Origin of the sequence: Nocardia sp. CDC160, from assembly GCF_035818795.1 — a bacterium.
GTDB lineage: Bacteria > Actinomycetota > Actinomycetes > Mycobacteriales > Mycobacteriaceae > Nocardia.
The window spans coordinates 1,334,672-1,357,862 of record NZ_JAYKYT010000004.1 but is presented as its reverse complement, the minus strand read 5'-3'; the positions used below and the strand labels follow the sequence as shown (position 1 = coordinate 1,357,862).

General features: G+C 65.0%; 21 protein-coding genes and 2 pseudogenes. 10 read left to right on the top strand and 13 right to left on the bottom strand.

Annotated elements, in window-relative coordinates:
* Positions 1 to 1,307 (bottom strand): annotated as a pseudogene (locus VMT40_RS27725) (IS701 family transposase).
* A gap of 63 nt (positions 1,308 to 1,370) precedes the next feature.
* Positions 1,371 to 2,677 (bottom strand): annotated as a pseudogene (locus VMT40_RS27720) (IS701 family transposase).
* 156 nt (positions 2,678 to 2,833) lie between these two features.
* Here VMT40_RS27720 and VMT40_RS27715 point away from each other — a divergent pair.
* Positions 2,834 to 4,813, top strand: a complete 1,980-nt coding sequence (locus tag VMT40_RS27715) for an NACHT domain-containing protein (RefSeq protein WP_326361711.1) — start codon at positions 2,834 to 2,836, stop codon at positions 4,811 to 4,813.
* 375 nt (positions 4,814 to 5,188) lie between these two features.
* Here VMT40_RS27715 and VMT40_RS27710 read toward each other — a convergent pair whose 3' ends face one another.
* From VMT40_RS27710 to VMT40_RS27690, 5 genes are all read right to left on the bottom strand, one after another.
* Positions 5,189 to 6,055: a DUF2637 domain-containing protein gene (locus tag VMT40_RS27710; protein WP_326361710.1), complete on the bottom strand. Its 867-nt coding sequence runs from the start codon at positions 6,053 to 6,055 to the stop codon at positions 5,189 to 5,191.
* Positions 6,056 to 6,173: 118 nt separating this feature from the next.
* Positions 6,174 to 6,359 carry a hypothetical protein gene (locus VMT40_RS27705; RefSeq protein WP_326361709.1) on the bottom strand — a complete coding sequence of 62 codons (186 nt, stop codon included), beginning with the start codon at positions 6,357 to 6,359 and terminating at the stop codon, positions 6,174 to 6,176.
* A gap of 334 nt (positions 6,360 to 6,693) precedes the next feature.
* Positions 6,694 to 6,975 carry a hypothetical protein gene (locus tag VMT40_RS27700; RefSeq protein ID WP_326361708.1) on the bottom strand — a complete coding sequence of 94 codons (282 nt, stop codon included), beginning with the start codon at positions 6,973 to 6,975 and terminating at the stop codon, positions 6,694 to 6,696.
* A gap of 87 nt (positions 6,976 to 7,062) precedes the next feature.
* Positions 7,063 to 8,268, bottom strand: coding sequence for a hypothetical protein (locus tag VMT40_RS27695; RefSeq protein WP_326361707.1), 1,206 nt, complete (start codon positions 8,266 to 8,268; stop codon positions 7,063 to 7,065).
* 237 nt (positions 8,269 to 8,505) lie between these two features.
* Positions 8,506 to 9,147, bottom strand: coding sequence for an NADPH-dependent F420 reductase (locus VMT40_RS27690; RefSeq protein ID WP_326361706.1), 642 nt, complete (start codon positions 9,145 to 9,147; stop codon positions 8,506 to 8,508).
* Between the two features lie 208 nt (positions 9,148 to 9,355).
* Here VMT40_RS27690 and VMT40_RS27685 point away from each other — a divergent pair, with 208 nt between their 5' ends.
* Entirely contained in the window at positions 9,356 to 10,147 is a 792-nt protein-coding gene (locus VMT40_RS27685) for an SDR family NAD(P)-dependent oxidoreductase (RefSeq protein WP_326361705.1), read from the top strand.
* A 61-nt stretch (positions 10,148 to 10,208) separates the two neighbouring features.
* On the opposite strand, the gene VMT40_RS27680 is transcribed toward VMT40_RS27685, so the two are convergent.
* Together VMT40_RS27680 and VMT40_RS27675 are read right to left on the bottom strand one after the other, a co-directional pair.
* A complete protein-coding gene (locus tag VMT40_RS27680; protein WP_326361704.1) occupies positions 10,209 to 10,520 on the bottom strand; it encodes a hypothetical protein in 312 nt (103 codons plus the stop codon).
* Between the two features lie 215 nt (positions 10,521 to 10,735).
* Positions 10,736 to 11,506, bottom strand: a complete 771-nt coding sequence (locus VMT40_RS27675) for an alpha/beta fold hydrolase (protein ID WP_326361703.1) — start codon at positions 11,504 to 11,506, stop codon at positions 10,736 to 10,738.
* A 76-nt stretch (positions 11,507 to 11,582) separates the two neighbouring features.
* On the opposite strand from VMT40_RS27675, the gene VMT40_RS27670 reads away from it, so the two are divergent.
* From VMT40_RS27670 to VMT40_RS27650, 5 genes are all read left to right on the top strand, one after another.
* A complete protein-coding gene (locus VMT40_RS27670; protein WP_326361702.1) occupies positions 11,583 to 12,110 on the top strand; it encodes a PadR family transcriptional regulator in 528 nt (175 codons plus the stop codon).
* 111 nt (positions 12,111 to 12,221) lie between these two features.
* The gene (locus tag VMT40_RS27665) at positions 12,222 to 12,917 is read left to right on the top strand and encodes a FadR/GntR family transcriptional regulator (protein ID WP_326361701.1); all 696 of its coding nucleotides are present in this window, start codon (positions 12,222 to 12,224) and stop codon (positions 12,915 to 12,917) included.
* An 80-nt stretch (positions 12,918 to 12,997) separates the two neighbouring features.
* On the top strand, positions 12,998 to 14,167 hold the full coding sequence (locus VMT40_RS27660; RefSeq protein WP_326361700.1) for an MFS transporter: 1,170 nt from the start codon (positions 12,998 to 13,000) through the stop codon (positions 14,165 to 14,167).
* A gap of 257 nt (positions 14,168 to 14,424) precedes the next feature.
* Positions 14,425 to 15,204 (top strand): YqcI/YcgG family protein, encoded by a 780-nt coding sequence (locus tag VMT40_RS27655; RefSeq protein WP_326361699.1) that lies wholly within the window; start codon positions 14,425 to 14,427, stop codon positions 15,202 to 15,204.
* Positions 15,197 to 16,603, top strand: coding sequence for a hypothetical protein (locus VMT40_RS27650; protein ID WP_326361698.1), 1,407 nt, complete (start codon positions 15,197 to 15,199; stop codon positions 16,601 to 16,603). The genes VMT40_RS27655 and VMT40_RS27650 overlap by 8 nt, the downstream gene beginning before the upstream one ends.
* Here VMT40_RS27650 and VMT40_RS27645 read toward each other — a convergent pair.
* Positions 16,572 to 18,014, bottom strand: a complete 1,443-nt coding sequence (locus VMT40_RS27645; RefSeq protein ID WP_326361697.1) for a cytochrome P450 — start codon at positions 18,012 to 18,014, stop codon at positions 16,572 to 16,574. The genes VMT40_RS27650 and VMT40_RS27645 overlap by 32 nt on opposite strands.
* On the bottom strand, positions 18,011 to 18,745 hold the full coding sequence (locus VMT40_RS27640) for a nuclear transport factor 2 family protein (RefSeq protein ID WP_442790049.1): 735 nt from the start codon (positions 18,743 to 18,745) through the stop codon (positions 18,011 to 18,013). Before VMT40_RS27640 ends, VMT40_RS27645 begins: the two co-directional genes overlap by 4 nt.
* Before the next feature lie 155 nt (positions 18,746 to 18,900).
* Between VMT40_RS27640 and VMT40_RS27635 the strand changes: the two genes are divergently transcribed.
* Positions 18,901 to 19,530 (top strand): TetR/AcrR family transcriptional regulator, encoded by a 630-nt coding sequence (locus VMT40_RS27635; protein ID WP_326361696.1) that lies wholly within the window; start codon positions 18,901 to 18,903, stop codon positions 19,528 to 19,530.
* Positions 19,531 to 19,573: 43 nt separating this feature from the next.
* Here VMT40_RS27635 and VMT40_RS27630 read toward each other — a convergent pair whose 3' ends face one another.
* Positions 19,574 to 20,842, bottom strand: a complete 1,269-nt coding sequence (locus VMT40_RS27630; RefSeq protein ID WP_326361695.1) for an FAD-binding oxidoreductase — start codon at positions 20,840 to 20,842, stop codon at positions 19,574 to 19,576.
* 295 nt (positions 20,843 to 21,137) lie between these two features.
* Between VMT40_RS27630 and VMT40_RS27625 the strand changes: the two genes are divergently transcribed.
* Together VMT40_RS27625 and VMT40_RS27620 are read left to right on the top strand one after the other, a co-directional pair.
* Complete coding sequence (locus tag VMT40_RS27625) at positions 21,138 to 21,740, top strand: TetR/AcrR family transcriptional regulator (RefSeq protein ID WP_326361694.1); 603 nt, start codon at positions 21,138 to 21,140, stop codon at positions 21,738 to 21,740.
* A gap of 175 nt (positions 21,741 to 21,915) precedes the next feature.
* Entirely contained in the window at positions 21,916 to 22,266 is a 351-nt protein-coding gene (locus tag VMT40_RS27620; protein ID WP_326361693.1) for a hypothetical protein, read from the top strand.
* Positions 22,267 to 22,314: 48 nt separating this feature from the next.
* On the opposite strand, the gene VMT40_RS27615 is transcribed toward VMT40_RS27620, so the two are convergent.
* A complete protein-coding gene (locus VMT40_RS27615) occupies positions 22,315 to 23,010 on the bottom strand; it encodes a MerR family transcriptional regulator (protein WP_326361692.1) in 696 nt (231 codons plus the stop codon).
* Positions 23,011 to 23,191: the final 181 nt, after the last annotated feature.

The following is a 23,191-nucleotide window of genomic DNA, read 5'->3' as shown; positions in this document are numbered from 1 at the left end:
CTAGTACTCCAGCATCACTTCGTGATGTAGTGCCTGTCTTCGCTGGTAGTGGGCTTGTTTTGCCTGGTGTTGATGTCTTCGTCGCCATTTCGACCAGCGGAGCAGTCGGGTGGGGTCCGGGTGTGGGGTGATCAGGTGTGCCAAGAGACGCTTGATTTCGCCGAGTGTGAGTGGAATGAGGCCGCTGCCAACGCTTTTGGGGAGACAGCTGCCGTCACCGCGAGGTAGGTGTGGGCGAGCATGGCCAGGGTGATGTGGCGGTACCAGGCGTCGTAGCGGCGGACCTGGTACTGGTCGAGCCCGACCTCGGTTTTCGCGGTCTGGAAACAGTCCTCGACCGACCATCGGGCACCGGCGACCTGGATCAATTCCTCGTCGCTGGTGCCGATCGGGGCACCGCACAGGTAGTAGGCGATTTCGTGTTCTCCCTTGGCGTTGCGGGTCAGCGACCGCCGGGCCAGAAGCCAGCGCCGCCACCCGGCGCCGGCTTCGCTGAGCGATCCCAGCGTGGCCACGGCCCAGTCGAACAGCCGGGGCCCTTTCGCGCCTTCGCCGCAGCTCAGCCGCTTCCACGCCTCCGCTGGCGCATCTGCTACGACCTGGTCGGCGCGCCAGCTTCCCGACAGGGACACGATCGGCGCGCTGGTTGGCACGGCCACCACATATCCGATCCGCCGTCGCTCGAGCCAGCGGCGGAACTTCGAGTCACCGCCGTAAGCCTCGTCGGCGGTGACCCAGCGAGCAGGGACACCAGCATCCAGCGCACGCGCCAGCATCCGCTGTGCCAGAACCTGTTTCGTGGCGAACTCGACCTCATCGGGCACCCCGGCCTCGCGGCAGCGGTCCCGATCGGCGGTCCACGATTTCGGCAGATACAACTCCCGGTCGATCAGCGTGCGACCCTTCACGGTCGCATACGCACAGAACACACCAAGCTGACAATTCTCGACTCGGCCAGCCGTTCCCGAGTATTGCCGTTGCACCCCAGCCGATTTCAGGCCCTTCTTCAGGAATCCGGTCTCATCGACAACCAGCACACCGCCCGGATCGCCCAGGTGCTCGACGGCATAGGCGCGCGCCTCATCGCGAACTCCATCGACGTCCCACGCCGCCTTGTTCAGCAACCGCTGCATCCCATTCGGCGACAAATCACCCGCAGCTTCAGCCAAGGTCCAGCCGTTTTTCCCCGCCAGCGGAGCCAGCAGGCCCCGCACATACGCCCGCGCCCGCAACCGCGGCTCCGCCCGATGAAACCGCCCCGCCACCCGCGCGAACAACTCCTCAAGCCCAGCCGTCCACGCCGCCAGATCCTCATCAACCAGCACGAAACCCCATGCTACCCAACAACATCACGAAGTGATGCTGGAGTACTAGTACTCCAGCATCACTTCGTGATGTAGTGCCTGTCTTCGCTGGTAGTGGGCTTGTTTTGCCTGGTGTTGATGTCTTCGTCGCCATTTCGACCAGCGGAGCAGTCGGGTGGGGTCCGGGTGTGGGGTGATCAGGTGTGCCAAGAGACGCTTGATTTCGCCGAGTGTGAGTGGAATGAGGCCGCTGCCAACGCTTTTGGGGAGACAGCTGCCGTCACCGCGAGGTAGGTGTGGGCGAGCATGGCCAGGGTGATGTGGCGGTACCAGGCGTCGTAGCGGCGGACCTGGTACTGGTCGAGCCCGACCTCGGTTTTCGCGGTCTGGAAACAGTCCTCGACCGACCATCGGGCACCGGCGACCTGGATCAATTCCTCGTCGCTGGTGCCGATCGGGGCACCGCACAGGTAGTAGGCGATTTCGTGTTCTCCCTTGGCGTTGCGGGTCAGCGACCGCCGGGCCAGAAGCCAGCGCCGCCACCCGGCGCCGGCTTCGCTGAGCGATCCCAGCGTGGCCACGGCCCAGTCGAACAGCCGGGGCCCTTTCGCGCCTTCGCCGCAGCTCAGCCGCTTCCACGCCTCCGCTGGCGCATCTGCTACGACCTGGTCGGCGCGCCAGCTTCCCGACAGGGACACGATCGGCGCGCTGGTTGGCACGGCCACCACATATCCGATCCGCCGTCGCTCGAGCCAGCGGCGGAACTTCGAGTCACCGCCGTAAGCCTCGTCGGCGGTGACCCAGCGAGCAGGGACACCAGCATCCAGCGCACGCGCCAGCATCCGCTGTGCCAGAACCTGTTTCGTGGCGAACTCGACCTCATCGGGCACCCCGGCCTCGCGGCAGCGGTCCCGATCGGCGGTCCACGATTTCGGCAGATACAACTCCCGGTCGATCAGCGTGCGACCCTTCACGGTCGCATACGCACAGAACACACCAAGCTGACAATTCTCGACTCGGCCAGCCGTTCCCGAGTATTGCCGTTGCACCCCAGCCGATTTCAGGCCCTTCTTCAGGAATCCGGTCTCATCGACAACCAGCACACCGCCCGGATCGCCCAGGTGCTCGACGGCATAGGCGCGCGCCTCATCGCGAACTCCATCGACGTCCCACGCCGCCTTGTTCAGCAACCGCTGCATCCCATTCGGCGACAAATCACCCGCAGCTTCAGCCAAGGTCCAGCCGTTTTTCCCCGCCAGCGGAGCCAGCAGGCCCCGCACATACGCCCGCGCCCGCAACCGCGGCTCCGCCCGATGAAACCGCCCCGCCACCCGCGCGAACAACTCCTCAAGCCCAGCCGTCCACGCCGCCAGATCCTCATCAACCAGCACGAAACCCCATGCTACCCAACAACATCACGAAGTGATGCTGGAGTACTAGTCCCTGGAGGCTCAACTTCGTGGCAGGGGTAGTGATCGATCGGGGATTTGATGGCAGACTTGCGTGCCGTGACAGGCGGTGGGGAGGCTGTGGCGCTGAAGCTGGGCTCGAGTCTGGTTGGCCCGGTTGGAAAATGGTTGAAGTCCAAGGGATTGCCGCGGGTTTCACCTGGCGAGCTGATCAAAGCAGCCGACCTTCTCGCTTATCAGGTAAGGCTGAGCGAGGATCGACTCAGAGACCAGCTTCGGGCTGGCGTTGGGGTGACGATCCCGCTCGAACTTCGTGGTCTCGATGGTTCGGCGATCGGATTTGAGACGCTCGCTGCGAGATTCGAAGGTCTGGACCAGCCGCGGAGGTTGGTCATCTTGGGCGACGCCGGAGCAGGCAAGACATGCGCGGTGAATCAGCTTGTCCTTGATCTGCTCGAGCGGCGGGCGGAAACCCCTGAATCGGCGAGGGCCCTCACTCCAGTTCCAGTCCGTGTGAGTCCTTCAGGTTGGGATGGAAGGCAACACTTTTCGAAATGGTTGGCTGGTCAGCTGGCGCTCGAGTATCAGGTCCCTTGGAGGTTCGCATACGCCACGGTCAGAAATGGTCATGTCCTTCCTGTGCTTGATGGTATGGATGACATGGATCCGGTCGGCGAGGAGCCTGACCGTGCTCGCGAGGCTTTGCAACGACTGTGCACGAAAGCTCCGTGGAGCGCCCGCTCGGCCGTTGTCGCATGTCGGAAGAACGTGTACGACCACGTGGTGGAGAGCCACGGACCTGCATTGCCCGGCGCCGAAATCTTGGTTGTGCAGGGTTTGATCGCGGAAGACATCTGGTCATATCTCGACCGGTATCGAGATCGGTATCAGATTGCGCCAGAATCTTTTTCGCCGTTGGTGAATGAGGTGGTCGAGCACACCGACGGTCCGATTGTTGAGGTGCTGAGTACACCCTTGATGCTCGGTATGGCAGCCGCAATGCTTCATCGTGACGGGGAACATGCCGCAATCGCGCTTGCGAAGACCACCGAGACGAAGGAGGCGCAACGCCTACTTCTGGGCTCCCTCATACCGCTCGCCGTCGCAGGCGCCGACGAGAACGATCGGGCCGCACCGACTTCCGAAGCCACCGCAGGTCTTTGGCTGAGGACACTGGCTCGTTATCTCGAACAGCAACGTCATCGGGGACGCGAGGGGACCGGCTTCACTCTGGATCAGGTGTGGCGCTTGGCAGGAGTCCGGACGTGTCTTGCAGTCCACGCGGGACTGTCGGCTCTGGCAGCCGGTGCGATACTTGGACCTCTCGCATTGCTCCATCGGGTAAATGGCCTCACATTGCCAGTCACTGCTCTCGTGCTTGCTCCAGTTCTGCTCGTGGGCTATGGGCTGGAGGCCGGGTCGCAGTCGCCGCTGCCGGGGTTTCGCGGGATTTCCGAACGGTTCGCGTGGCGTGTTCCCGGCCGCTCTCGATGGCCACGTGCATTGCGGGGCGGCATCGTCGTCGGTGGTAGCGCCTTGGTAATTTTCGCTGCTTTCACGGCGTTCGCAGGCGTATTCGGACCATCGGAATCGTTGTCGGTCTACCTTTCCGTGTACGCGGTCTTGGCTGGCATCGCTGGCGCTGTTGCTGGGATCACGAGCGTCATCCTCGGATTTTCGACGACCTTCGAGGAGCGACTGATCCTTGGCCAGAGCGAGAGGCAGACGATCCGTGACGGCCGGCTGTCTGCTCTATGGTCGGGTCTCGCAGCCTTTCTTCTGTTCGGAGTATTCGGTTTGGCCACCGCGCTCCTTATTTTGGGCGGTCGGTATGACTCTGAGGACGCGACCAGGGGGGCACTCAGCTGTGGTATTTGGGCTGGGTTCGTTGTCTGGTACTTGGTCGGATTCGCGGGTCAACGACATCTTGCTGCGTCGCTCGTGCTCAAGGTCAGTGGGGAGTTCTCGAGCCGACCATCCGAGTTTCTCGACAGGGCGCGAAGAGCAGGGATACTGCGAGCGAATGGAATCGCGTACGAATTCCGCCATCTGATGTTTCAGCAATGGTTGGCTGAGGATTGGGCTGGGCCTGAGTCGTAGAAGGTTGGGCTGGCACTGGTGGCTGGGCTTGAGAAGGACGGTGGGTTCCATTGATGCTGAATCAATGGAACCCACCGTCGGCAGCGGATCGGGGCCGCCGCAGCCCTCGGGGCCTCGCTCGATCCTGACACCATTGACAGTGTAGGTCAGGCTTACCTAACTAGCAAGGGTGCGTGGGACCGGCGAGGCTGCTTGGGCAATCGGTCGACCTCGTATGCCTGTGGGGATTTCAGGGCGAACCTTGTCCAATCACCGCCCCGCGTCGCCAGGGGATGGGTACGCAGTGCATGAGCCGCAACACTCTCGCACAAGCTTTACTCCAAAGTAAAGTATGGAATCAGTCATCGCTCGGTGTTCGTCGCACCTCTGGTTGCTTCACGGGTGTGGTATTGGGATCGACTCACAGCCGTGTCCTTCACCTGCTCGGATACGGGTGGCATCGCCGATGATGCGGCTGATCGTGGACCGGCTGCGCCCGGTCTCGCGGGAAATCTCGGTAGCGGTCCGGCCCTGGTCGAAGTGCTTGGAGAGGACGATGGCTACATCGGCTGGGGCACGTCGGTGGGCAGGGTCGCGGTCGCAGAGCGCGTTCGCCAGGGATGACCATCGCTGTGGTGATGGATTGCTGTGAAGCGGCGTTCGACCGTTGGCGGTTTCGTGGTTGGTCGCCGAGTCATCGTGTGCACGTGGACTTTCCGCGCGGCTGTTCTGGGTGACGCCTTCTTCGAGCTGTTGCCCGGCTGTGGCGTGTGCACGTGTCGAGCCGGTGTGGGCGAGTGCGAGTAGCGCGACGGTGGCTTGTGTCATGGAGCCTTCGATGATGACCGGCCACAGCCACGCTTCAGGTTGGGGGATGGCGGCGAGGGCGGCGAGATCGCGCAGGGCGGTGAACGAGAGCCGGAACGCGGCGACCGCGATGAGGACCGTCATCACGGTGGCGAGCAGGTGCATCCACCGAGCGTGCGCGTGCGCACGGAGCAGGACCGTGACGCCATGGACTGCGGCAAGTAGGGCGATCGGCGGCACTATCGCGACTGCGGCGGCGATTGCGGGCAGCGCGTGCGCGTGAAGAACGGCGTGGGTGGCGTTCCCGGTGATGCTGACGGTGGCTGCGGTGAGCAGCACGCACCAGAAGAAGCTCGTGTGTGCACGCTGATTGGGCGGTGCGGTCTGATGCGTCGGCGGTGTGGGAGCGGTGCAGGTATCGGATGGTTCAGGGGAGTAGGTGGTCGTGGTGGGCATTGGGGGTCTCCTGTGCGCGCGTGGGTTCAGGCGTCGCTCGACTGCCGAACTGATTCGCTGTCGGGTTGCTATCTGCTCGAGATTGGTGGAGCGTGCGGCGTGTCGACACGCCGAGACATCAGCGGTGACTGGGTCGGCCTCCGGCCGGGCGCATGGGTGTGCCGCGCTGGCGCAGCGCATCGCGGATGGTGCTGGCGGGGAAGCCGGTGAGCTTGCTGCACGTCACCAGCGAGTGGCCGCTCAGGTATAGGCGCTCGGAGTGATCGATGTCGGCGGCGGTCATCGACTGGTAGCGACGCGGCACGTCGCGTTGGGTGAGCAGGGTGAGGACCGCGGTCTTGGAGATCCCGTAGCGGACCGCGAGCTGCGCGGTGGAGACCCCGTCGGTGTAGTCCCGGATCAGCTCGGCGGTCGTCGCCGGTGAGAGGCGCTGCCGGATTCTGCGTGGCTCACGTGGCCGGTTCTCCGACGTTTTCTTGGGCCGGCGGGATGTGTTGCGTGGTGCTGTGGAGCTGATTCTGGCGTGGGTGCTTTGGAGTTTATGCAGGTCAGCGCGTTTTGAATAACGCCCAGCTAGGTCCACAACACAGCGAAGCCGCGGGCCGGATGGCCCGCGGCTTCGCTGCTAAACCGCAAGGCTAGGGGTTGGTTATGGTCGCGATGGAGCCGTCCAGTTTCGTGAGAGAAATACTGAACTGCTCGTTGTAGGTGTGGGCGCGGTCTCGCAGATAGCTCAGTGCGACCGCCTCGCCGAGCTGAATCGATGTCAATGTATCGCTGCGCCAGTGGATTCCGGCGTGAATGCCGTGGCCGAAGCTGATGTTGTCGGCGAGTTTGTGCAACTCTCCGTTGACGGTCAGCGGAGGTTCGCCTGCGGGAGCGGTGTATGGGGCGGTGGATTGGCCGTCGGAGGACGACACGATCGGATTCTTCAGGACGAAGCTGCCGTCGAAGAAGAACTTCAGCGCCGTAATGCAGGCTCCGGCGACCGCGCCGTGCCCGGTCGGTTAGGCGGGATGCGTCGGCGATCCTTCCGGAAAGGCCTGCGAGAGCAGGAAACTGTTGTTCGCCGCGAAGCTGGCGGCGACCGCCTGCGAATCGACCACGGTGTCGCTGACATGGCCCTGAATCGACCCGCCCTGGCCGGTGCGGAGCAGGTGAACGATCGCGCCACCCGATTCGGGACGGTGCCGCAGATGCACCCACCACTTCTGATACCAGACGGCCTTCAGCGCCAGATCGGCCACGGTGGCGAGGGTGGCCGCGATATCCGGTTGGCCGAATGACGCGAAGCCGTTCTGGGTCTTGGAACCTCGGTAGGGGTTCCCGGGGTTCAGCGGCACCGGTCCACCGTTGTTGATGGTGTTCAACACCAGGTAGGCCACGAAGTACGCCTGGTAGAGCACATCGTCATGGGTGTATGCGGCCAGTCCGCGCCCGTCGTGCAGATACAACGGCTGCGCGAGCGGAGTGAGGCTTTGGCCGGTCGGCTGACCGTTCTGCACCTGCTGGTACTCGGCGGGCGACAGCGCGAAGTCCTTGCCCGCCTTGTTCGTTACGTATCTCTGAGTGATGGGCAATGATCCCAGCGCGGTCGGCTGCACGAGGAATTGCGACAGGTAGGGTCCCACCGTTTCCCCCGCGAAAGTACCCCGGAACAGCAATTCCGGGGTCACCGAGCCGCTCGAATCACGCGGTCCGGCATAGGCCCGCATGGACGACAACTCGGCCGCGGCCTTCACCGCCGTCGGATTCGACTTGTAATCGGTGACGGCGACATCACGCAGCAGCGATGCCCAATAGAGCTCGACGAGTTCGGTCGCGTACGCCTCGCTCGCCAGCGCTGGCGCCGGTGGCACCGCGAATTGGCTCACGTCCGCGCTGGACAGGGAAAAGCTCAACCCGCCCTGCGGACCATTCAGCGTGCGCGGCCCGCCCAGGACTATCTTTTCGAAGTCCGAGGGATTGCCGCTGCTCAAGGCCCGTATGAACGAGTCATAGGCGGCCAGGTCGACCAGCCCGATCCCTTCCTGCAGAACACCTTTGGTGTAGGTGCCGGACTTGTCGGCGTACCTGGCCTCGTCGCCATTGTCGATCTGTGGCGGAATGGCGATGAACGAGTCCGCGCCTGTCGTTTGCGTACGTACCGCGGACGATCGCAGAACGCGGTCCTCCGTTGCGGGCGTGAGCCGTTGATTGAGTGTGCTTGCCATGACGCTCCATTCGGGAGATGGTTCGCGGGCGCGAGTGCTACGCCCCGAGTCGAGGTGCGTCGGCTTCCCCCCGGTTCAATCCAGCCCCCGACGGACGAGCCTCTCGCCGCGCCTCAGCGCCTGTGATCCCACCCCAACCATCCCAAGTCTGTGCTTGCTGGCGACCTCCGTCATGAGTAGTGAACTACGCGAATCCGCGCCCGTTGAGCGCCACAGGCGATCGATGGTTCGGGTTGATCAGGCCGGTTCGGGCAGGAATTGGAAGACGCTGTTGAGGCCGACGCCACCGAACAGCAGTTTGATGATGATCACGCCCATGGCTTCCAACTGGCGGGCCTGCCGCAGGTCACCGACGTCGAGCGGAGTGGCGCCCATGCCGGTGATCAACGGGGCGATCGTTGCCTTCGCGGTGTCGTCGCCGCAGATTGGGATGGCCAGTGGGCGGCCGTCGTACTGGACGGGATTCTTCTGCCAGACGGTGTAGGCGGCGAGGTTGAACGCCTTGACGACTCGGCTGCCCACCGCGACGGCCTCGGCCTGTTCGGCGAGAGATTTGCCGTCCCAGGTGACCTGCGAGAAGTCGCTGAGGTCCACCGCATTGCCGCAGTCGATGATGATCTTGCCGGTGAATGCGCCATCCGCGGCACCGGCGGCTTCGAGCGCATCGACGATCGCGGCCTGTTTGACGCCGAACAGTATGACGTTGCCGAACTCGACGGCCTCGCGTATTCCGCCTCCCGCAACAGCCCCGATTCGAGTGGCGAGTTCGGCGGCCCGACCTGTGTCGCGGGCACCGATCCGCACCTCATGCCCGGCCGCTGCCCACCGCCCGGCCAGCGACTCCACCATCCGCCCGGCCCCGATCGTCCCGATCCGCATTCGCCGATCCTCCTCGTCCCTGGCCTTACTACGCCCGTATTCGTTGTGAATCAACAGATTTCGATGCATGAGCGTATTGCAGGGCGACGGTGCCGTCGACCGGTCGAGAGCAGCCGACCCCGGATTCGCGGTGATACGACACCGATAACTTTCGCGGTGAGCTCGCCTCTGTCCATGTAGGGGCCGTGAGCTACAGGAAGAGAAGGTTATGTTGCTGGAAAACAAGAACGTTGTCGTGTACGGCGCGAGCGGTGCGGTCGGCAGCGCGGTGGCTCGCGCATTCGCCGACGAAGGCGCGAAAGTGTTTCTGACCGGCCGCAATCGCGAGAGCATCGACGCGGTCGCGAAGGAAATAGCGGCCGCCGGTAGCACCGCCGAGACCGCTGTGGTGGATGCCGGTGACGAGAAGGCGGTAACCGAGCATTTGGCCGCGGTCGTCGCCGACGCCGGGAGTATCGACGTGTCGTTCAACGCGATCGGGATCTCTCCGCGAGGGTTGCAGGGCATCCCGCTCGCCGACCTGCCGGTTGAGAACTTCTTGCGGCCGATCACGACCTACACCCGGGCGCATTTCGTCACCGCGAAATCCGCAGCGCGACACATGATCCCCCAGCGTTCGGGGGTGATCATGATGAACACCCCCGAACCTGCCCGACTGCCGATGCCTCTGGTGGGCGGAATGAGTGTGGGCTGGGCGGCCATGGAAGGTCTCAACAGGGCGCTGTCGGCCGAATGGGCGCAGCACGGTGTTCGCGCGATCTGCTTGCGCACCACCGGCATGGCAGAGACGCCGACCATCCACACCGTGTTCGGGTTGCACGCGGACGCGATCGGCATGGCGAAGGATCAACTGCTCGAGATGGAGGGTGCGATGACGCACCGCAAGCGGTTGACCGCGCTGGACGAACTCGCGCAAGCGGCGGTCCTGCTCGCCTCCGATCGGGCCTCGGCGATGACCGGCACCGTCGCCAACCTGACCGGCGGACTCATCGTCGACTGATCGCCATCGCGTGATACTCGAGGAGAACAATGACGACGATCGCAGTATTCGGCGCCACCGGTTACTCCGTGGCAACATCGCTACCGAGGCGGCGACTCGTGGACATCGGGTTGTTGCCATCGCACGCGATATCGGGCCGCTGGCGAACCGGAGTGATCTGGTCCTCCGTCCGGGTTCGTTGTTCGACGAGGGATTCGTGCGTGATGTCGCAGCGGGCGCCGATGTGCTGGTGGTTGCCCTGCAGGCCCACGGCACCGGATTGGCCGAGTACATCCCGACATTGGGCCGGATCGCATCCGAGAATGGTGCGCGCCTCGGCCTCGTCGGTGGCGCGGGAAATCTGCGTGTCGCGCAGCACGGGCCGCGCGTGCATCAGCGGCGAGGATTATGCCATCGCCTTCGTCGACGAGATCGAGAAGCCGACCCGGCACAGGACCGTCTTCACAGTCGCCTATTGAACGGTAGGGCAAGGCAATCCAAGCCAGATCAGCCAACGTTTCTGGTGACCGAGGCGGCTGGGGCGACCGGGCGGCGGGCCACCCGGTCGCTGCTCGACCGTGGACACGCGGTGCGGGCGTTCGTGTGAGGTCAGGGTAGGAATCGGGCGATGTGTGCGGCGACCTCGTCGGTGTGGGTTAGGTAGAGGTCGTGGCCCGCGCCCGCGATGGTCGCCAGGGCGGTATTCGGTCTGCGGGACACCATCTCTCGCGCGTGGTCGGGCGGGACCACCGCGCTGTCACCGCCGAGCAGCAGCAGGGCCGGGCATGTGCTGCCCGTCCAGTCGTTCCACCAGGTGCCGATGACGCCGCGCTTCACTGACCGCATATCCTCGGCGCGCCACTGGAAGTGCCAGCCGTCCGAGTCTCGCACCGCGCTCTCCATGAAGTGGAAGGGCACTCCCATCGACACCAGTCGGTGCAGGGTCGCTCGCATTTGGGTGAGGCTGGGGAATCGTGCCGGGAGCGCGTCCAGCCACGGATCGGTGAACTCGCCCACCTCGACCGGAAAGTCGAGTGCCACAAAGGATTCGACCAACTCCGGACGTTGCGCGGCGAGCTGATAGGCGTTGATGGCACCCAGCGAATGCCCGATCACCGATACCGGCCCGAGCCCCAGCTTCTCGATGACGGCGGCCGCGTCGCTCACGAACGCCGCCCGGGAGTAGTCGCCCGGTTTATCGGATTCGCCGTGCCCGCGCTGGTCCAGCGCGATGATGCGGCGGCCGAGGCGTTCGGCCATCGGCATCCAGCACCTGCCGCAGCCGAACGCGCCGTGCAGCGCCAGCAAGGGGCGGCCCGGTCCGCCCGAATCCACGTAGGCGAGCCGGGTTCCCTCGGAAGTAGTCACGAAATCGGTCATACCGACACTCTAATAGAGTGTCTCGAATCGAGCTACCTCTTTTCGAGATAAGTCGATTAGAGGCTATGGTTGGCCCATGTTGGAGCTGAGCATCCTCGGGTTCCTTTTCGAGCGGTCCATGCACGCCTATGAGCTGCGCCAGCGCATCTCGGGGCTGTCCGGCCACATCCGGCCCGTCAGCGATGGCGCGCTCTACCCGGCGCTGAACCGGTTGCGCGCGGCCGGTCTGCTCACCAAGGACGACGATGGCGCGCGACAGGTCTACACCCTGACCGACGCCGGTCGCGCGGAACTGCTGCGGCGCCTGCGGAATCCGGCCCAGGTCGAGATCACCGACCGCAACAACTTCTTCATCCTGCTGGCGTTCCTGCGATTCCTGCCGGATCCCGCCGATCAGGCCGCGGTCCTGCGCCGCCGACTCGCGTTCTACGAAGAACCCGCGAGCTACTTCTACGAGCAGGGACGGCCACTGAAGGCCGCCGAGATGCCCGATCGATTCCGGCGCGGAATGCTCACCCTCGCTGCGGCGACCGCCAACGCGGACAAGGAATGGCTCCGCGCCGAGATCGCTGACCTCGAACAGCAGGTGTCGGACGCCCGCTAGGCAACGAACCACCGACGGTTAGCCGTGGGACGGTTCGCTCCGTTGGATCGAAGGGCTGCCGCATGGTCGTCTCCCGGGGTTATCCTGGTCCTCAGACAACTGAGGAGTGGGATGAGTCTCGAGCCTTTGCGTCGCACGCCATTGGTCCAAATGGCGCTGCGCCAGTTGTCCAGTCAGCTCGCCGACGGAGCCTGGCCCGTCGGGAGCCGGATCCCGGCCGAGACCGAACTGGCGGCCCAATTGGGAGTCGGCCGGTCGACGGTGCGCGAGGCGATCACCGCGCTGGTGCACCTCGGGATGCTCGAATCACGCCAGGGCCGTGGAACTTTCGTGGTGTCCACCACCGCGAACGGACTCGAGACCCTGGTCCGCCGCGCCACCGTGCTGGAGGTGTACGAGGTGCGCGAGGCGATCGAGCTGCAGGCCGCGCGGCTGGCCGCGGTGCGGCGCACTCCGGATGACCTGCGCCGCATGGATTCCGCGCTGGCCGAGCGGCAACAGGCGGAACAGCGCGGTAAGGACGAGGTCTTCATCGCCGCGGACCTCGCATTCCATCGTGCGGTGGTGGCGGCCGCGCACAATCCGCTGCTGGACCAGATCTTCGGCTCCCTCGCGAATACGAGGCTGCCCGAAGCGCTCCGCGATCTGATCGATGATGTCGACGCGGGCCCCGGCATCGCGGGGGTGAGCGATGCGCATGTCGCTTTGGCCGAGGCGATCCGCGCGGGCGATCCGCAGGCGGCCGCCGCCGCGACCGAGGCCAACGTCACCGTCACCCTGCGGGCACTGCGGAGCTTGACGACCTAGCACGGCAATCGGATCCCGGGAGGGACACGATGACGAAAGGTCCTCAGACATCTGAGGAAACGGCGACCGACCGCACACGCGTGTCCCGCCCCGCGGTGGCGTTGCTCGCGCTCAGTCACGTCGTGGACGATCTCTACCAGGGTGCGGTGCCCGCGATCATCCCGTTTCTCCTGCTGGCCTATCACTACAGCTACCTGGCGGTCACCGGCATCACGCTGGCCGCGACGCTGGTATCCAGCGTGGTACAGCCCGTTTTCGGCTGGCTGGCCGACCGGCGTCCGATGTCATGGCTGCTGGTCGGCGGATTGCTCACGGCGGGAAGCGGTATCGCGCTGTCCGGGCTCGGTTCGCACTACGCCCTCATCTGGCTGGCCGTCGCGCTCTCGGGAGCGGGTGTCGCCGCCTACCATCCCGAGGCGGCCCGCGCGGTCGGTGTGGTCGGAGGCGACTCCGCCCAGGCGATGAGCTGGTTCGCCCTGGGCGGCAATCTCGGTTTCGCGATCGGCCCGGTCGCGGTCACCGCGGTGCTCGGTGCCACCGGTCTGACGGGCACCCCGCTGCTCGTACTGCCCGCGGTCGCCATGGCCGCGGTGATATGGCCACTGCTGCCACGGCTTTCGGGCGCGCACCACAATGGCGTGGCGCGGCCCGGTGGGGTGGATCGGCTCGACGACTGGCGGTCGTTCGGCTGGTTGACCGGCGTCGTCATCTGCCGATCCATCCTGTTCTTCGGACTGTCGACCTTCCTGGAGCTCTATGCCATCAATCGATTCCATGCTTCGCACTCGGTAGCGTCGGCCGCGTTGACCACCATGACGGTGGCGGGCGCGTTCGCCACGATCGGCGGGGGCTGGCTGGCCGATCGGATCGGCCGGGTTCGCACCCTGCGCCTCGGATATCTGCTGGCCGTACCGGGATTCGCCGGTGTCGTGCTGGCACCGGCCCTCGGTCTGTTGTTCGTGGCCGTCGTGATCTGTGGCATCGGCATATACCTTCCGTTCGCGGTGCACACGACGCTGGGCCAGGAGTACTTGCCGAACCGGGTAGGCACCGCGAGCGGTGTCACGCTGGGTTTGGCGGTGTCGGCCGGAGGCGCGGCCACGCCGCTGCTCGGTCTGTTGGCCGACGCCCGCGGTCTCGCCACCACGCTGGCCGTCCTGATCGCGATTCCGTTCGTCGCGCTGCTGATGTGCACGCGGCTGGCGGAGACCCGTCGACCGGTACCTCGGGATATCGTCATCCGCCGGTAAGCGCCGAGTAATTCATGTCGCGGCGCATTGACGGCCTCTCGACGAGGCCGGAAATTGCCCTGCTCTAAAACATTCACATGCGAAATCGGATTTACCTGTCGGCCCCCGAATGTATGGCAAATATTAACCCGATTGAATTGTGTTAAGGCCGGTGCACTTTGACTCCTTGCGATCTATCTCGGGGTCTGCATACGATACCTGGCGGATCGACATTGGTAATGTATCCGTAACAAAAGAATCAGGGAGGAGGGTGAGTTATGCCGGTTTCGCAACCACTGGCATTTCTACCCGACAAACTGTCCGAACTAGCCGCGCAGGAAATCTACGTCTTGGATCAGGGCGAGGCGATCGGTGCGCCGGAGATCCCACGCTGGTTCGCATCAGCGCTGACCGTGTTCCAATGGGAGGTGGGGCACCGAGACTACCCCTGCCATTTCGGTCGGCGGGCGCTGGAAAGGCGAGAATTGTTCGTCACTCCGCTCGAACGGAACGACTATCGACCGCTCGCCGAGCGACTCGCGGTTTTCCTCGATTACGTCCGCCCGACCCCGAAGTTGCGCCAGGTGCTCGCCGCCTTCATCGAACCCGACGACTCGGCCTCGCACGAGGATCACGCCCAGACCTTCTGGGCCGCCCTGCGGTACCTGCACCGGCACGATGACCGGCCGTGGCCCGCCGACTTCGCCCGCGATCCGGCAGATCCATTGTGGGAGTTCTGCTTCCACGGCACCGCGATGTTCGTTTTCGCGGCCGCCCCGACGCACCGGCTCCGCCGATCCCGGCGGCTCGGCGAGAGCCTGGTGCTCATGTTCCAGCCCCGCAATGTCTTCCACGGGATCGAAGGCGGCACCCCGGCCGGAGCCGCCGCCCGGAAACAAATACGCGATCGACTGGCCGCCTGGGACGTTGCGACATTGCATCCGTCCATGGGGGATTACGGGGATCCGTCGAATTTCGAATGGCGTCAGTACTTCATTCCCGACGACGACACCGATGCGTATCAGTCCTGCCCCTTCCATGGAGAAGACAATGAATGAGCAGATCGACGCCCGGCAGCTGCCGGACCCAACCGATGCAAATGCAATTGTGCGTGCCTTTGCGGCGAATCCCGCCTTTCGGGCCGCCGAATGGGACGAGTTGACCACCGAGAACAATCCGTATCGCAGACCGGTCCGCCCGGCCGACCTGGAATGGCTGGACTATTCGAAACCGATCGCCGAGAGCGACTATCTCAAACTGAGCGGTTTGCTAGGGCATCGGATGCTGCGCAATGTCTACGATTGCGACCTGCTCTATCTGCCGCCGGTCGACGATAAGGCGGCCGCGATCGAACAGCCGCGGTTCTACAGCGACCGGAACCGAATACTGTCGGCAATGGCGGGACCGGTCCTGGAAAACCATTTGTTCGCACTGCTCGACAATGGCCGCGAGCCGGTCGAGTACGCCGGGCCGGAATGGCTGCGGCAACGGGTTCGCGACTACTACGAGCGGCGGCTCGCCGAGCCGGGACGAGTCTTCGAGGTCGCGGCCGCCACCCGCGACCGACGCGCGGCCGCCACCTTCACGCTGTTGCAGTTCAGCGCCTTCACACCGGCCCAGTACGTGGCCGTCTCGCACGGGGCCAATGGCGAGTATCAGGCCGTCCATCCCGCGCTGCGGGAGATGCTCGTGGACGAGTACAGAGGTTGGGTGCGACGCGGTGAGCAGTACCGCGGCCTGCTCGACGCGGCCGGATTGCGTCCGGGCGCGGGCGCTTATTGGCAGCTGTATCTGACCTCGTCACTCGCGCGTGGCAACCACCTGCACTATCTGAGCCGACGGCGCGAGCGGTGCTTCGATTTCCTCGGCGCGGTCGCGCACCGCAGGATCAACGAGGAGCTGACCCGCGACCGCTTCCGCTGGCTGTTCACCGACGGATTCGGCGGCGGGACAGACTATTTCGACACCGGTCGCGGCACCGAACCCACCGACCCGGACCGGCTCGTGGACGCGCTGATCCAGCCGCTGTACGAGGCGTTCGGCCCGCGCGCGATCGAGGGTTTCGCCGCCGGTTTCTCGGATGCGGCATGGTTCGCCGACCTGTGGGACGAGGATCTGTCCACCCAATTGGCCTGGGCGGACCGCATCGACGAGCATCAGCGGAAAGCCGAGCAGATCGACCGCTACCTCACCGACGAGCACATCGAAGTAGATCTCGACACCTTCGTCGAATCGCACGAGGAGACCTCGACAACCCATGTGCACGACGAACATCGCCTGGTCATGATCGAGGTCGGTGAGATGCACTTCTGGAACAACGTCACCCACAAAATTCAACTCACCGCAGGCGACAAGCTGCTCATCCCGATGTCACGGCTACATGGTTCCACTGTGCTGTCCGGCGAATGCACCTACCACCAACCGATCATTCCGCAGCAGTTGTTCGAGAAGTTCTGACCTGATCGCGGACCTTGGTCAGGTGGACGGGCAGACCGCCGTCGAGGGTGATGGAGAAGGTGGAGGCGTGCCGCGGTGTCCAGCCCGGTGGGGTGTGCAACCGGTAGCGCTGGAAGATCGGGGTGAGCAGGAATTGGGCGTTCAGGTACGCCAAGGCGGAGCCGAGGCAGTGGTGGGGTCCCGCGCCGAAGGGGATGAACGTTTGGCCGGGTCGTGGGGGATGGGTGGTGGTGTCGGTGAAGCGGGTGGGGTCGTAGCGGTCCGGGTCGCGCCACCAGCGTTGGTCGCGGTGCAGGGTGTAGACGGGGACCCCGACGACGGTGCCTGCGGGGATGTGGAATCCGGCGAGTTCGGTGGCGTGCCAGGCGAATCGAGGGTTCATCGGATGGCCCTGCAGGCGCTGCCCCTCGTCGAAACACGCTCGCGCCCAGGTGAGGCGGGCGAGATCGTCGTAAGTGGGTGCGGCGCCGTCGAGTTCGTCGATCTCGTCGTAGAGCCGTTGCGCGGGTTCGGGATTGAGCGCCAGATGGGCGAGGGTGTGAGACATGGAGGCCACCATGGTTTCGTAGCCGCCGCCCATCAGGGTGATCAGTTCCATGCGCAGGTCACGATGGGACAGGCCGGTGCCGTCCTCGTAGCGGCTGGCCAGCAGCAGGCCGAGGATGTCGTGGTGTTCGGCCGGGTCGGCGAGCCGTTGCTCGATGAGGCCGTCGACGAGGGCGTACAAGCGCCGGAACGACTTCGGCAGGTTCTCGGTGCCCGGTATCGGCAGCGGAATCGTTGGGGGAGAAAGGAATACGCCCGAGGCGAGGGTGCGCAGGATCAGGCGAATATCGATGTCGGCATGGGCGAGTTGGGTTTCGGTGAGTTCGGTGGCGTACATGGCCCGCAGGAACCCGGGCAGGGTGACGCGCATGAGCTCGGCCTGCAGGTCCACGACTTCTCCGGTGTCGGCGAAGCGATCCCAGCGTTCGATGCGGCGGGTGAACTCCGCGACAATGGATTCCGCGATCACCGCCAGGTGGCGGCGACCGAACATGGGCCTGAGCAGGCGGCGACGCTGACGCAGGGCGTCGCCTTCCATGATCGGCATGGTCGCCCCCGTCACCCGCGCGACCAATTCCCCGACGCGGCCGAACTGGCCCAGGTTGCCGTCGCGGTCGTTGAGCACGGTGGCCGCCAATTCGGGATGATTGACCATCACCACGTTCAGCATCGGCAGCGGCACGTGGAACACGTCACCGTACTCGCGAGCCCAACCGCGCACGGATTCGAAAGGGTCCCTGCGGAATTCGGGTAGTACTCCCAGCAATGGCCGCCCTTTCGGGCCCGGGATCATCGGGTCGATCGACCGGGCGAAGGTGCTCACGCGACGCCGGGAACGCGGCCGCGTCACGGAATTCGTGCTCATGCCGACGCTCCCGGTCCGGCGATGCTGAGCAACGGCAGGTCGAAGCGACGGTGGCCATCGAGGCCGCCGCTGTTCAGTCGCCGCAGCAGCGGCACGGCCACCTGTGCGGCCAGCGCGGCGGCCTTCAACACACCCAACCGCGGCGCGCGAATCCCCAACGGGGACAACTGAACACCCATGAACAGCATGTCCCAATCGGTATCGATGTGGGTTATCTTGAAGTCGTCGGTCAGGAGATAGCGGTCCACCCCAATGAAATTCAGGCACCGCCCCGTCGGTGGGAGCACGATGTCGGTGCCGGGCAGCCGCAGCGGTCCGGTCCAGCGGGCAATGCCCCGCCACGGGATCGCCATGCGCAGTTGGCCGTGGGAGTAGTCGCCGTAGGGCAGGGATCGCAGGCTGTCGTCCTGGGGGTAGAACGCGATGTCGGGGAACGCCTCGAAACAGGCCGCGCAGTTGGCGAGGGTTTCCGCTCGGCCGATGCGAATGTTCTGGAAGGTCGAGCTGTCGATGAAGTCGCAGTCCTCGGCCATGCAGTCGCGCAGCTTGTCCAGGCTCTGATCGGCCCACGCGCCGAACCATTTCTGCCCGAATTCGAAGGCGCCCTCGATCGGGTAGCCCCGCTCGAGGGCTTCGGCCTCCTGCCGTTTGACCTTGTCCCAGAACTCGGGCAGCAATGCCTGGTAGCGGGCGTGTTCGGGAGATGGGCCGAGGTGATGAAGCGTCCTCATGGGAGGCCTTTCGACGATGTGGGTGGCGGCCCCCTGCGCCACCACCCTGTAACATGTTTACAAAAGTATCTTTGTGTAACACAGACGGCAAGGGTGGGGTGATGAGCCGAATCCGCAGCGCGGCAGGCGATCCGGCAGGCGATAGCCTCACAGCCATGACCGACGCAGGCATGGATCTCGAGCACTTGCTCGCCGTGGCACCGCCGACCGGCGACGCCGAACACACACGTCTGCTCGACGTCGCACGCGCCGAGTTCATCGAGCACGGGTTCCGCCGGACCTCCGTCGGCGATATCGCCCGCCGCGCCAAGGTTTCCCGGCCCACCGTCTACCGGCGCATCGGCGAGAAGGACGAAATCGTTCGCCAGGTCGTGGTCCGTGAAGTCGTATCCTTCTTCGCCGAGATCAGCGGCCAAATCCTCGACCAGGGCAACCCCACCGACAAGGCGGTCGAAGCATTCGTTCTCGGCATCCGCGAATGCCGCCGCCACCCCCTCGTCGCAGCACTACGTCAATACGAACCCGAGACCCTGACCTCGTTCCTCACCGACCACAGCACCACCTTCGAACCAATCCGAGTAACCATCGCCGCCGCCCTCGCCGACGACACCCTCCCCTTCGAATCCGCCCTCCGCGCCGCCGAAATCCTCATCCGCCTCACCGCATCCCTACTCATGGTCCCCAGCGCCGTACTCCCCACCAACACCGACGACCACGCCCGCTGGTTCGCCCGCACCTACTTCCCCGCCATCATCCAAGCCTCAACCACCCCCAAGCCCGCCTGACCGAACCGGCCAGGCGGGGACGCCGCTTCGGGTGGGCGGTGATTCAGGCGAGGACGGGGTAGTTGGAGCGGATGATTGCGTAGGGGTCGCGACTGTGTTTGATTGTGCGCAAGCGGGTTAGCGCGGCGGGGGTGAAAGCGCGTGCTGCGGTGTCGCCCGGTGTGAGGAATGTGAAGGGTGCTCTGTCGGCCAGGACCGGGCGTAGGGCGTCGCGGTACTGCTGGCGGCGGGCCTCGATCGCCGTCTTCGATTCTGGTGTGGTGACCATGCCGATTTCGATGAGGCAGTAGGGGGCCGTCAGTGGCCCGGCCGCGCTGTCGGACGGCTGGGCGAACGCGCCGCCGAGGTGGCGGATCTCCATCGCGAGCAGTGGGGTTATTGGTTGCAGCAGAGCGTCGGCGGTGTGGTCGTCGATGTCGGTCAGCAGCTCTGAGGCGAATCTTTCTGGGCTGGGATCGGTTGGTTCGGAGGCGATTTCGCCGAGGTCGGCGATCGCCATCATGCGGCGGGTGTCTTGGAGTCTGCCCGGAATCGAGTCGAACCCGGACAGCAGGGCCCGGCCGGTGGTTTCGTCGCCCAGATAAGCGACGAGAACGCTGGTGAGTGTGGTCGTCGATCCTGGGGGCTGGAATTGCTGGAACCACACCGTCAATTCGTCGGGGGCGTGTGCGGTGACGTCCCGGAAGGCTGTCATGACCGCGGGTGCGGTGGTCCCTGGCCACACCATTTGCCCGCCGAAAACCGCTGGGGCCGGGTGTAGATCGAGCTCGATTGCGGTGACGAGCGCGAAGTCGCCACCGCCGCCGCGCAGTGCCCAGAACAGGTCCGGGTCGGAGGTGGCGGTTATCCGGCCGGGGTGACCGTCGGCGTCGACGATGTCGAACGCGGTAACACTGTCGGCGGCCCACCCGTGTTTGCGCCCGAACCAGCTCAATCCGCCGCCGAGGCAGAAGCCGGTCACGTTGACCGCTGCGGAACTGCCCGCCAGTCCGGTCAATCCATGCGGTCCCGCTTCGGCGAGCACTCGACCCCACGCAACGCCTGCGCCGACCCGGGCAGTTCGCGCGGCGGGGTCTACTTGAATTGTGTCGAGTTTGCTTGTGCGGACCAGGATTATGCCCTCGAGGTCGTCGCTGGCACCATGGCCGTTGGGCTGGACCGACAGCGACGCTCCGGCTCGGCGCGCGTACCGCACCAACGCGGCGGCATCGTCGGCGTCGGCGAGCTCCACCGCCGCCCGCACCTGCTGCGTGACAGCGTTACTCCACGGTCGGCTCGCCGCCTCGAAACCCGGGTCTCCCGGCAACGACACCCGGCCCCGCACGACCGCGCGCAGACCATCGCCGACCGCTGTCGACGCGCGTGTCGTGACACGATCACCAACCGCCCACGCCGTCGCACCGAGAACGCCCACACCTGCTGTGCCGATGAACGCTCGGCGACTGATTCGGTTGCTCAATTCCCCACCGCCCCAAAATGTCCCGTGACAGCTGTAGCCGACATGACCACCGCCATGAACTACACGCTATGTGTAGAAACTAAACTACACATGGTGTGCACATCCCGCACGTGCTCGCAGCAATTCGCACCAACATTCGGAGACGGACATGACCCAGCCGCAGAACGCCAGAGGCCACCGCACGGTCGGCGCCCTGTTGGCGGCGACCCGCGACATCATCGAGAACGACGGCTTGCCCGCGTTGACCATGGCGGCCGTCGCCGAGCGCGCGGGCGTCACCCGCCGAGCTGTCTACCTGCATTTCGCAACGCGGACCGATCTCGTCACCGCGCTCTACCGCAGTCTCGGCGAGACCGACAATCTCGCGGAATCGCTCCAGGCCGTGTGGGATGCCCCCGATGCCGTGTCGGGTCTGCGTGAATGGGTCGCCCACCTCGTGCGATCACATCTGCGAATCCTGGCGGTGCTGCGGGCTTTCGAGCAAGCCCAGCACACCGACCCGGACGCGGCGGCATTGTGGCGGACCACCCAGGGGAATTGGCTCAAAGGCAGCCGTCGCGTCGTCGAACGGCTGGCACGGGAAGGGGTGCTCGCCCCACACCTTTCTGTCGATACCGCGACCGACCTGCTGTGGTCACTCATGTCACTCGACCTACTCGACCGCCTCGCGCACCAACGACGGTGGTCGAACAAACGACTGACCGAACAGCTCACCGCGATGTACTTCGCCACCTTTGTCGCACCGTCGTGAAAGGCGGCCGCGCAGTCGTTTACGGGGTGGGGGCTGGGGGCGATCCATTCGTATGTGGTTGTCGAATCAGTCGGAGGCAGAGGCGGGGTGGTCTCCTCCGTATGCGACGGAGCCGGGGCGCACGGGGATTCGCCTCGAGGCCTCGTTTCCGGACGGGACGATCGTGCTGCCGGGGGTGAAGGTCACCATCGATGGTCAGGCTGTGCCGGGGGTGCGGTGGGGGAGCACCTATATTCCCGTGGTGCCGGGGGAGCATGTGGTCACCGCGGTGCAGGGCGGGCCCGGGAAAATCCCTGCGCGCGCGGTTGTTCCGGTGGTGGCCGGGCAGGTCACCCAGATCTATTTCCGGGCGCCGTTGTTCGGGCGGGGACCGCGGAAGCTGTGCATCGGCACGCTCGGGCCGGTGGCGCCGACCGTGGAGGATATCCGCCGGGAGCGGCGGTACCGGCTGTATCTCCTGTCGTTCACCATGCCCATGATGGTGGTGATGACGTTGCTCTCGATCTATCTCCTGTACCACGCCTGACCGGTGAGGACCATTGACTTATGTGCCACTGTTTGATGGTTTATGCACTCATGGTGAGTCATAGGGGCGGGAGAGTTCGCGGGGGGTCGAATCCAGGTAGCGGGTGAGGAATTCGTCGATCAGGTCGGCTGCGGCCTGGCCTGGGAGGGTTCGGAGTGCGGCCGGGGTTGATTCGGCCAGGTCGGCGAAGCGGCGGGCGATGTGTTCGCAGGTGGCGCGCAAGCGCTCGACCTCGTCGAGGGCGCGGGTGCGGGGGATACCGGCGGTGACGAGTTGTTCGGTCAGGGCGACCAAGCGCGGATTGCGTTCTCGGTAGGTGGCCACGTCGACGGGCTCGTAGAGGCCCGCGGCGACGATGCGGGCCAGGCCGTTGGGTACCTCGCTGTAGCGTTCGGCCAGGTGGGTGGCCGGAATGCGGCGGGCGGGGGTGGCTTCGCGGCCGGTGAGGCGGGCGGTCTGCTCGGTGCCGGGTTCGGGTGTCTCCTCTACTCCGAGCACATCGCCGAGGTCCTCGCCGCGATCCCAGGCCTCGAGCAATTCGCGGATGCCGTGCAGTTTGATGCCGCGGTCGAGCAGACGGCTGATCATCTGCAGCCGGTTCACATGCTCCTGGTTGTAGAAACCGGTGCGGCCCTTCAGGTATGGCGGCGGCAGCACGCCGCGCTCGTGGTAGGCGCGCAGGCTGCGCACCGTCATGCCGGTCTCGCGCGCCAGCTCGTCGATCGTGAATTCCGTCTCGGCCACGTCTCCAGGAAACCACATCCGACCGTCGATGCTTCGCGTCCCGCACGGCCTGCTCCGCGGGATCAGGTTTCGGGTTCGTAAACCTGTCATCACAGCATTGCATGTGCCATCAAACGATGTATATGGTTCACCGCACGATGGTGTGATTCAGGGCACTATCGCCCAAGCACATGAGAGGTCT

Bases quoted from the DNA above. Each gene is read 5' to 3' on its own strand.
- VMT40_RS27710 (WP_326361710.1), bottom strand. From the start codon at position 6,055: ATGCCCACCACGACCACCTACTCCCCTGAACCATCCGATACCTGCACC.
- VMT40_RS27695 (WP_326361707.1), bottom strand. From the start codon at position 8,268: ATGGCAAGCACACTCAATCAACGGCTCACGCCCGCAACGGAGGACCGC.
- VMT40_RS27690 (WP_326361706.1), bottom strand. From the start codon at position 9,147: ATGCGGATCGGGACGATCGGGGCCGGGCGGATGGTGGAGTCGCTGGCC.
- VMT40_RS27685 (WP_326361705.1), top strand. From the start codon at position 9,356: ATGTTGCTGGAAAACAAGAACGTTGTCGTGTACGGCGCGAGCGGTGCG.
- VMT40_RS27680 (WP_326361704.1), bottom strand. From the start codon at position 10,520: ATGCACGCGCGGCCCGTGCTGCGCGACACGCAGATTTCCCGCGCCACC.
- VMT40_RS27675 (WP_326361703.1), bottom strand. From the start codon at position 11,506: ATGACCGATTTCGTGACTACTTCCGAGGGAACCCGGCTCGCCTACGTG.
- VMT40_RS27670 (WP_326361702.1), top strand. From the start codon at position 11,583: ATGTTGGAGCTGAGCATCCTCGGGTTCCTTTTCGAGCGGTCCATGCAC.
- VMT40_RS27665 (WP_326361701.1), top strand. From the start codon at position 12,222: ATGAGTCTCGAGCCTTTGCGTCGCACGCCATTGGTCCAAATGGCGCTG.
- VMT40_RS27655 (WP_326361699.1), top strand. From the start codon at position 14,425: ATGCCGGTTTCGCAACCACTGGCATTTCTACCCGACAAACTGTCCGAA.
- VMT40_RS27650 (WP_326361698.1), top strand. From the start codon at position 15,197: ATGAATGAGCAGATCGACGCCCGGCAGCTGCCGGACCCAACCGATGCA.
- VMT40_RS27645 (WP_326361697.1), bottom strand. From the start codon at position 18,014: ATGAGCACGAATTCCGTGACGCGGCCGCGTTCCCGGCGTCGCGTGAGC.
- VMT40_RS27640 (WP_442790049.1), bottom strand. From the start codon at position 18,745: ATGAGGACGCTTCATCACCTCGGCCCATCTCCCGAACACGCCCGCTAC.
- VMT40_RS27635 (WP_326361696.1), top strand. From the start codon at position 18,901: ATGACCGACGCAGGCATGGATCTCGAGCACTTGCTCGCCGTGGCACCG.
- VMT40_RS27625 (WP_326361694.1), top strand. From the start codon at position 21,138: ATGACCCAGCCGCAGAACGCCAGAGGCCACCGCACGGTCGGCGCCCTG.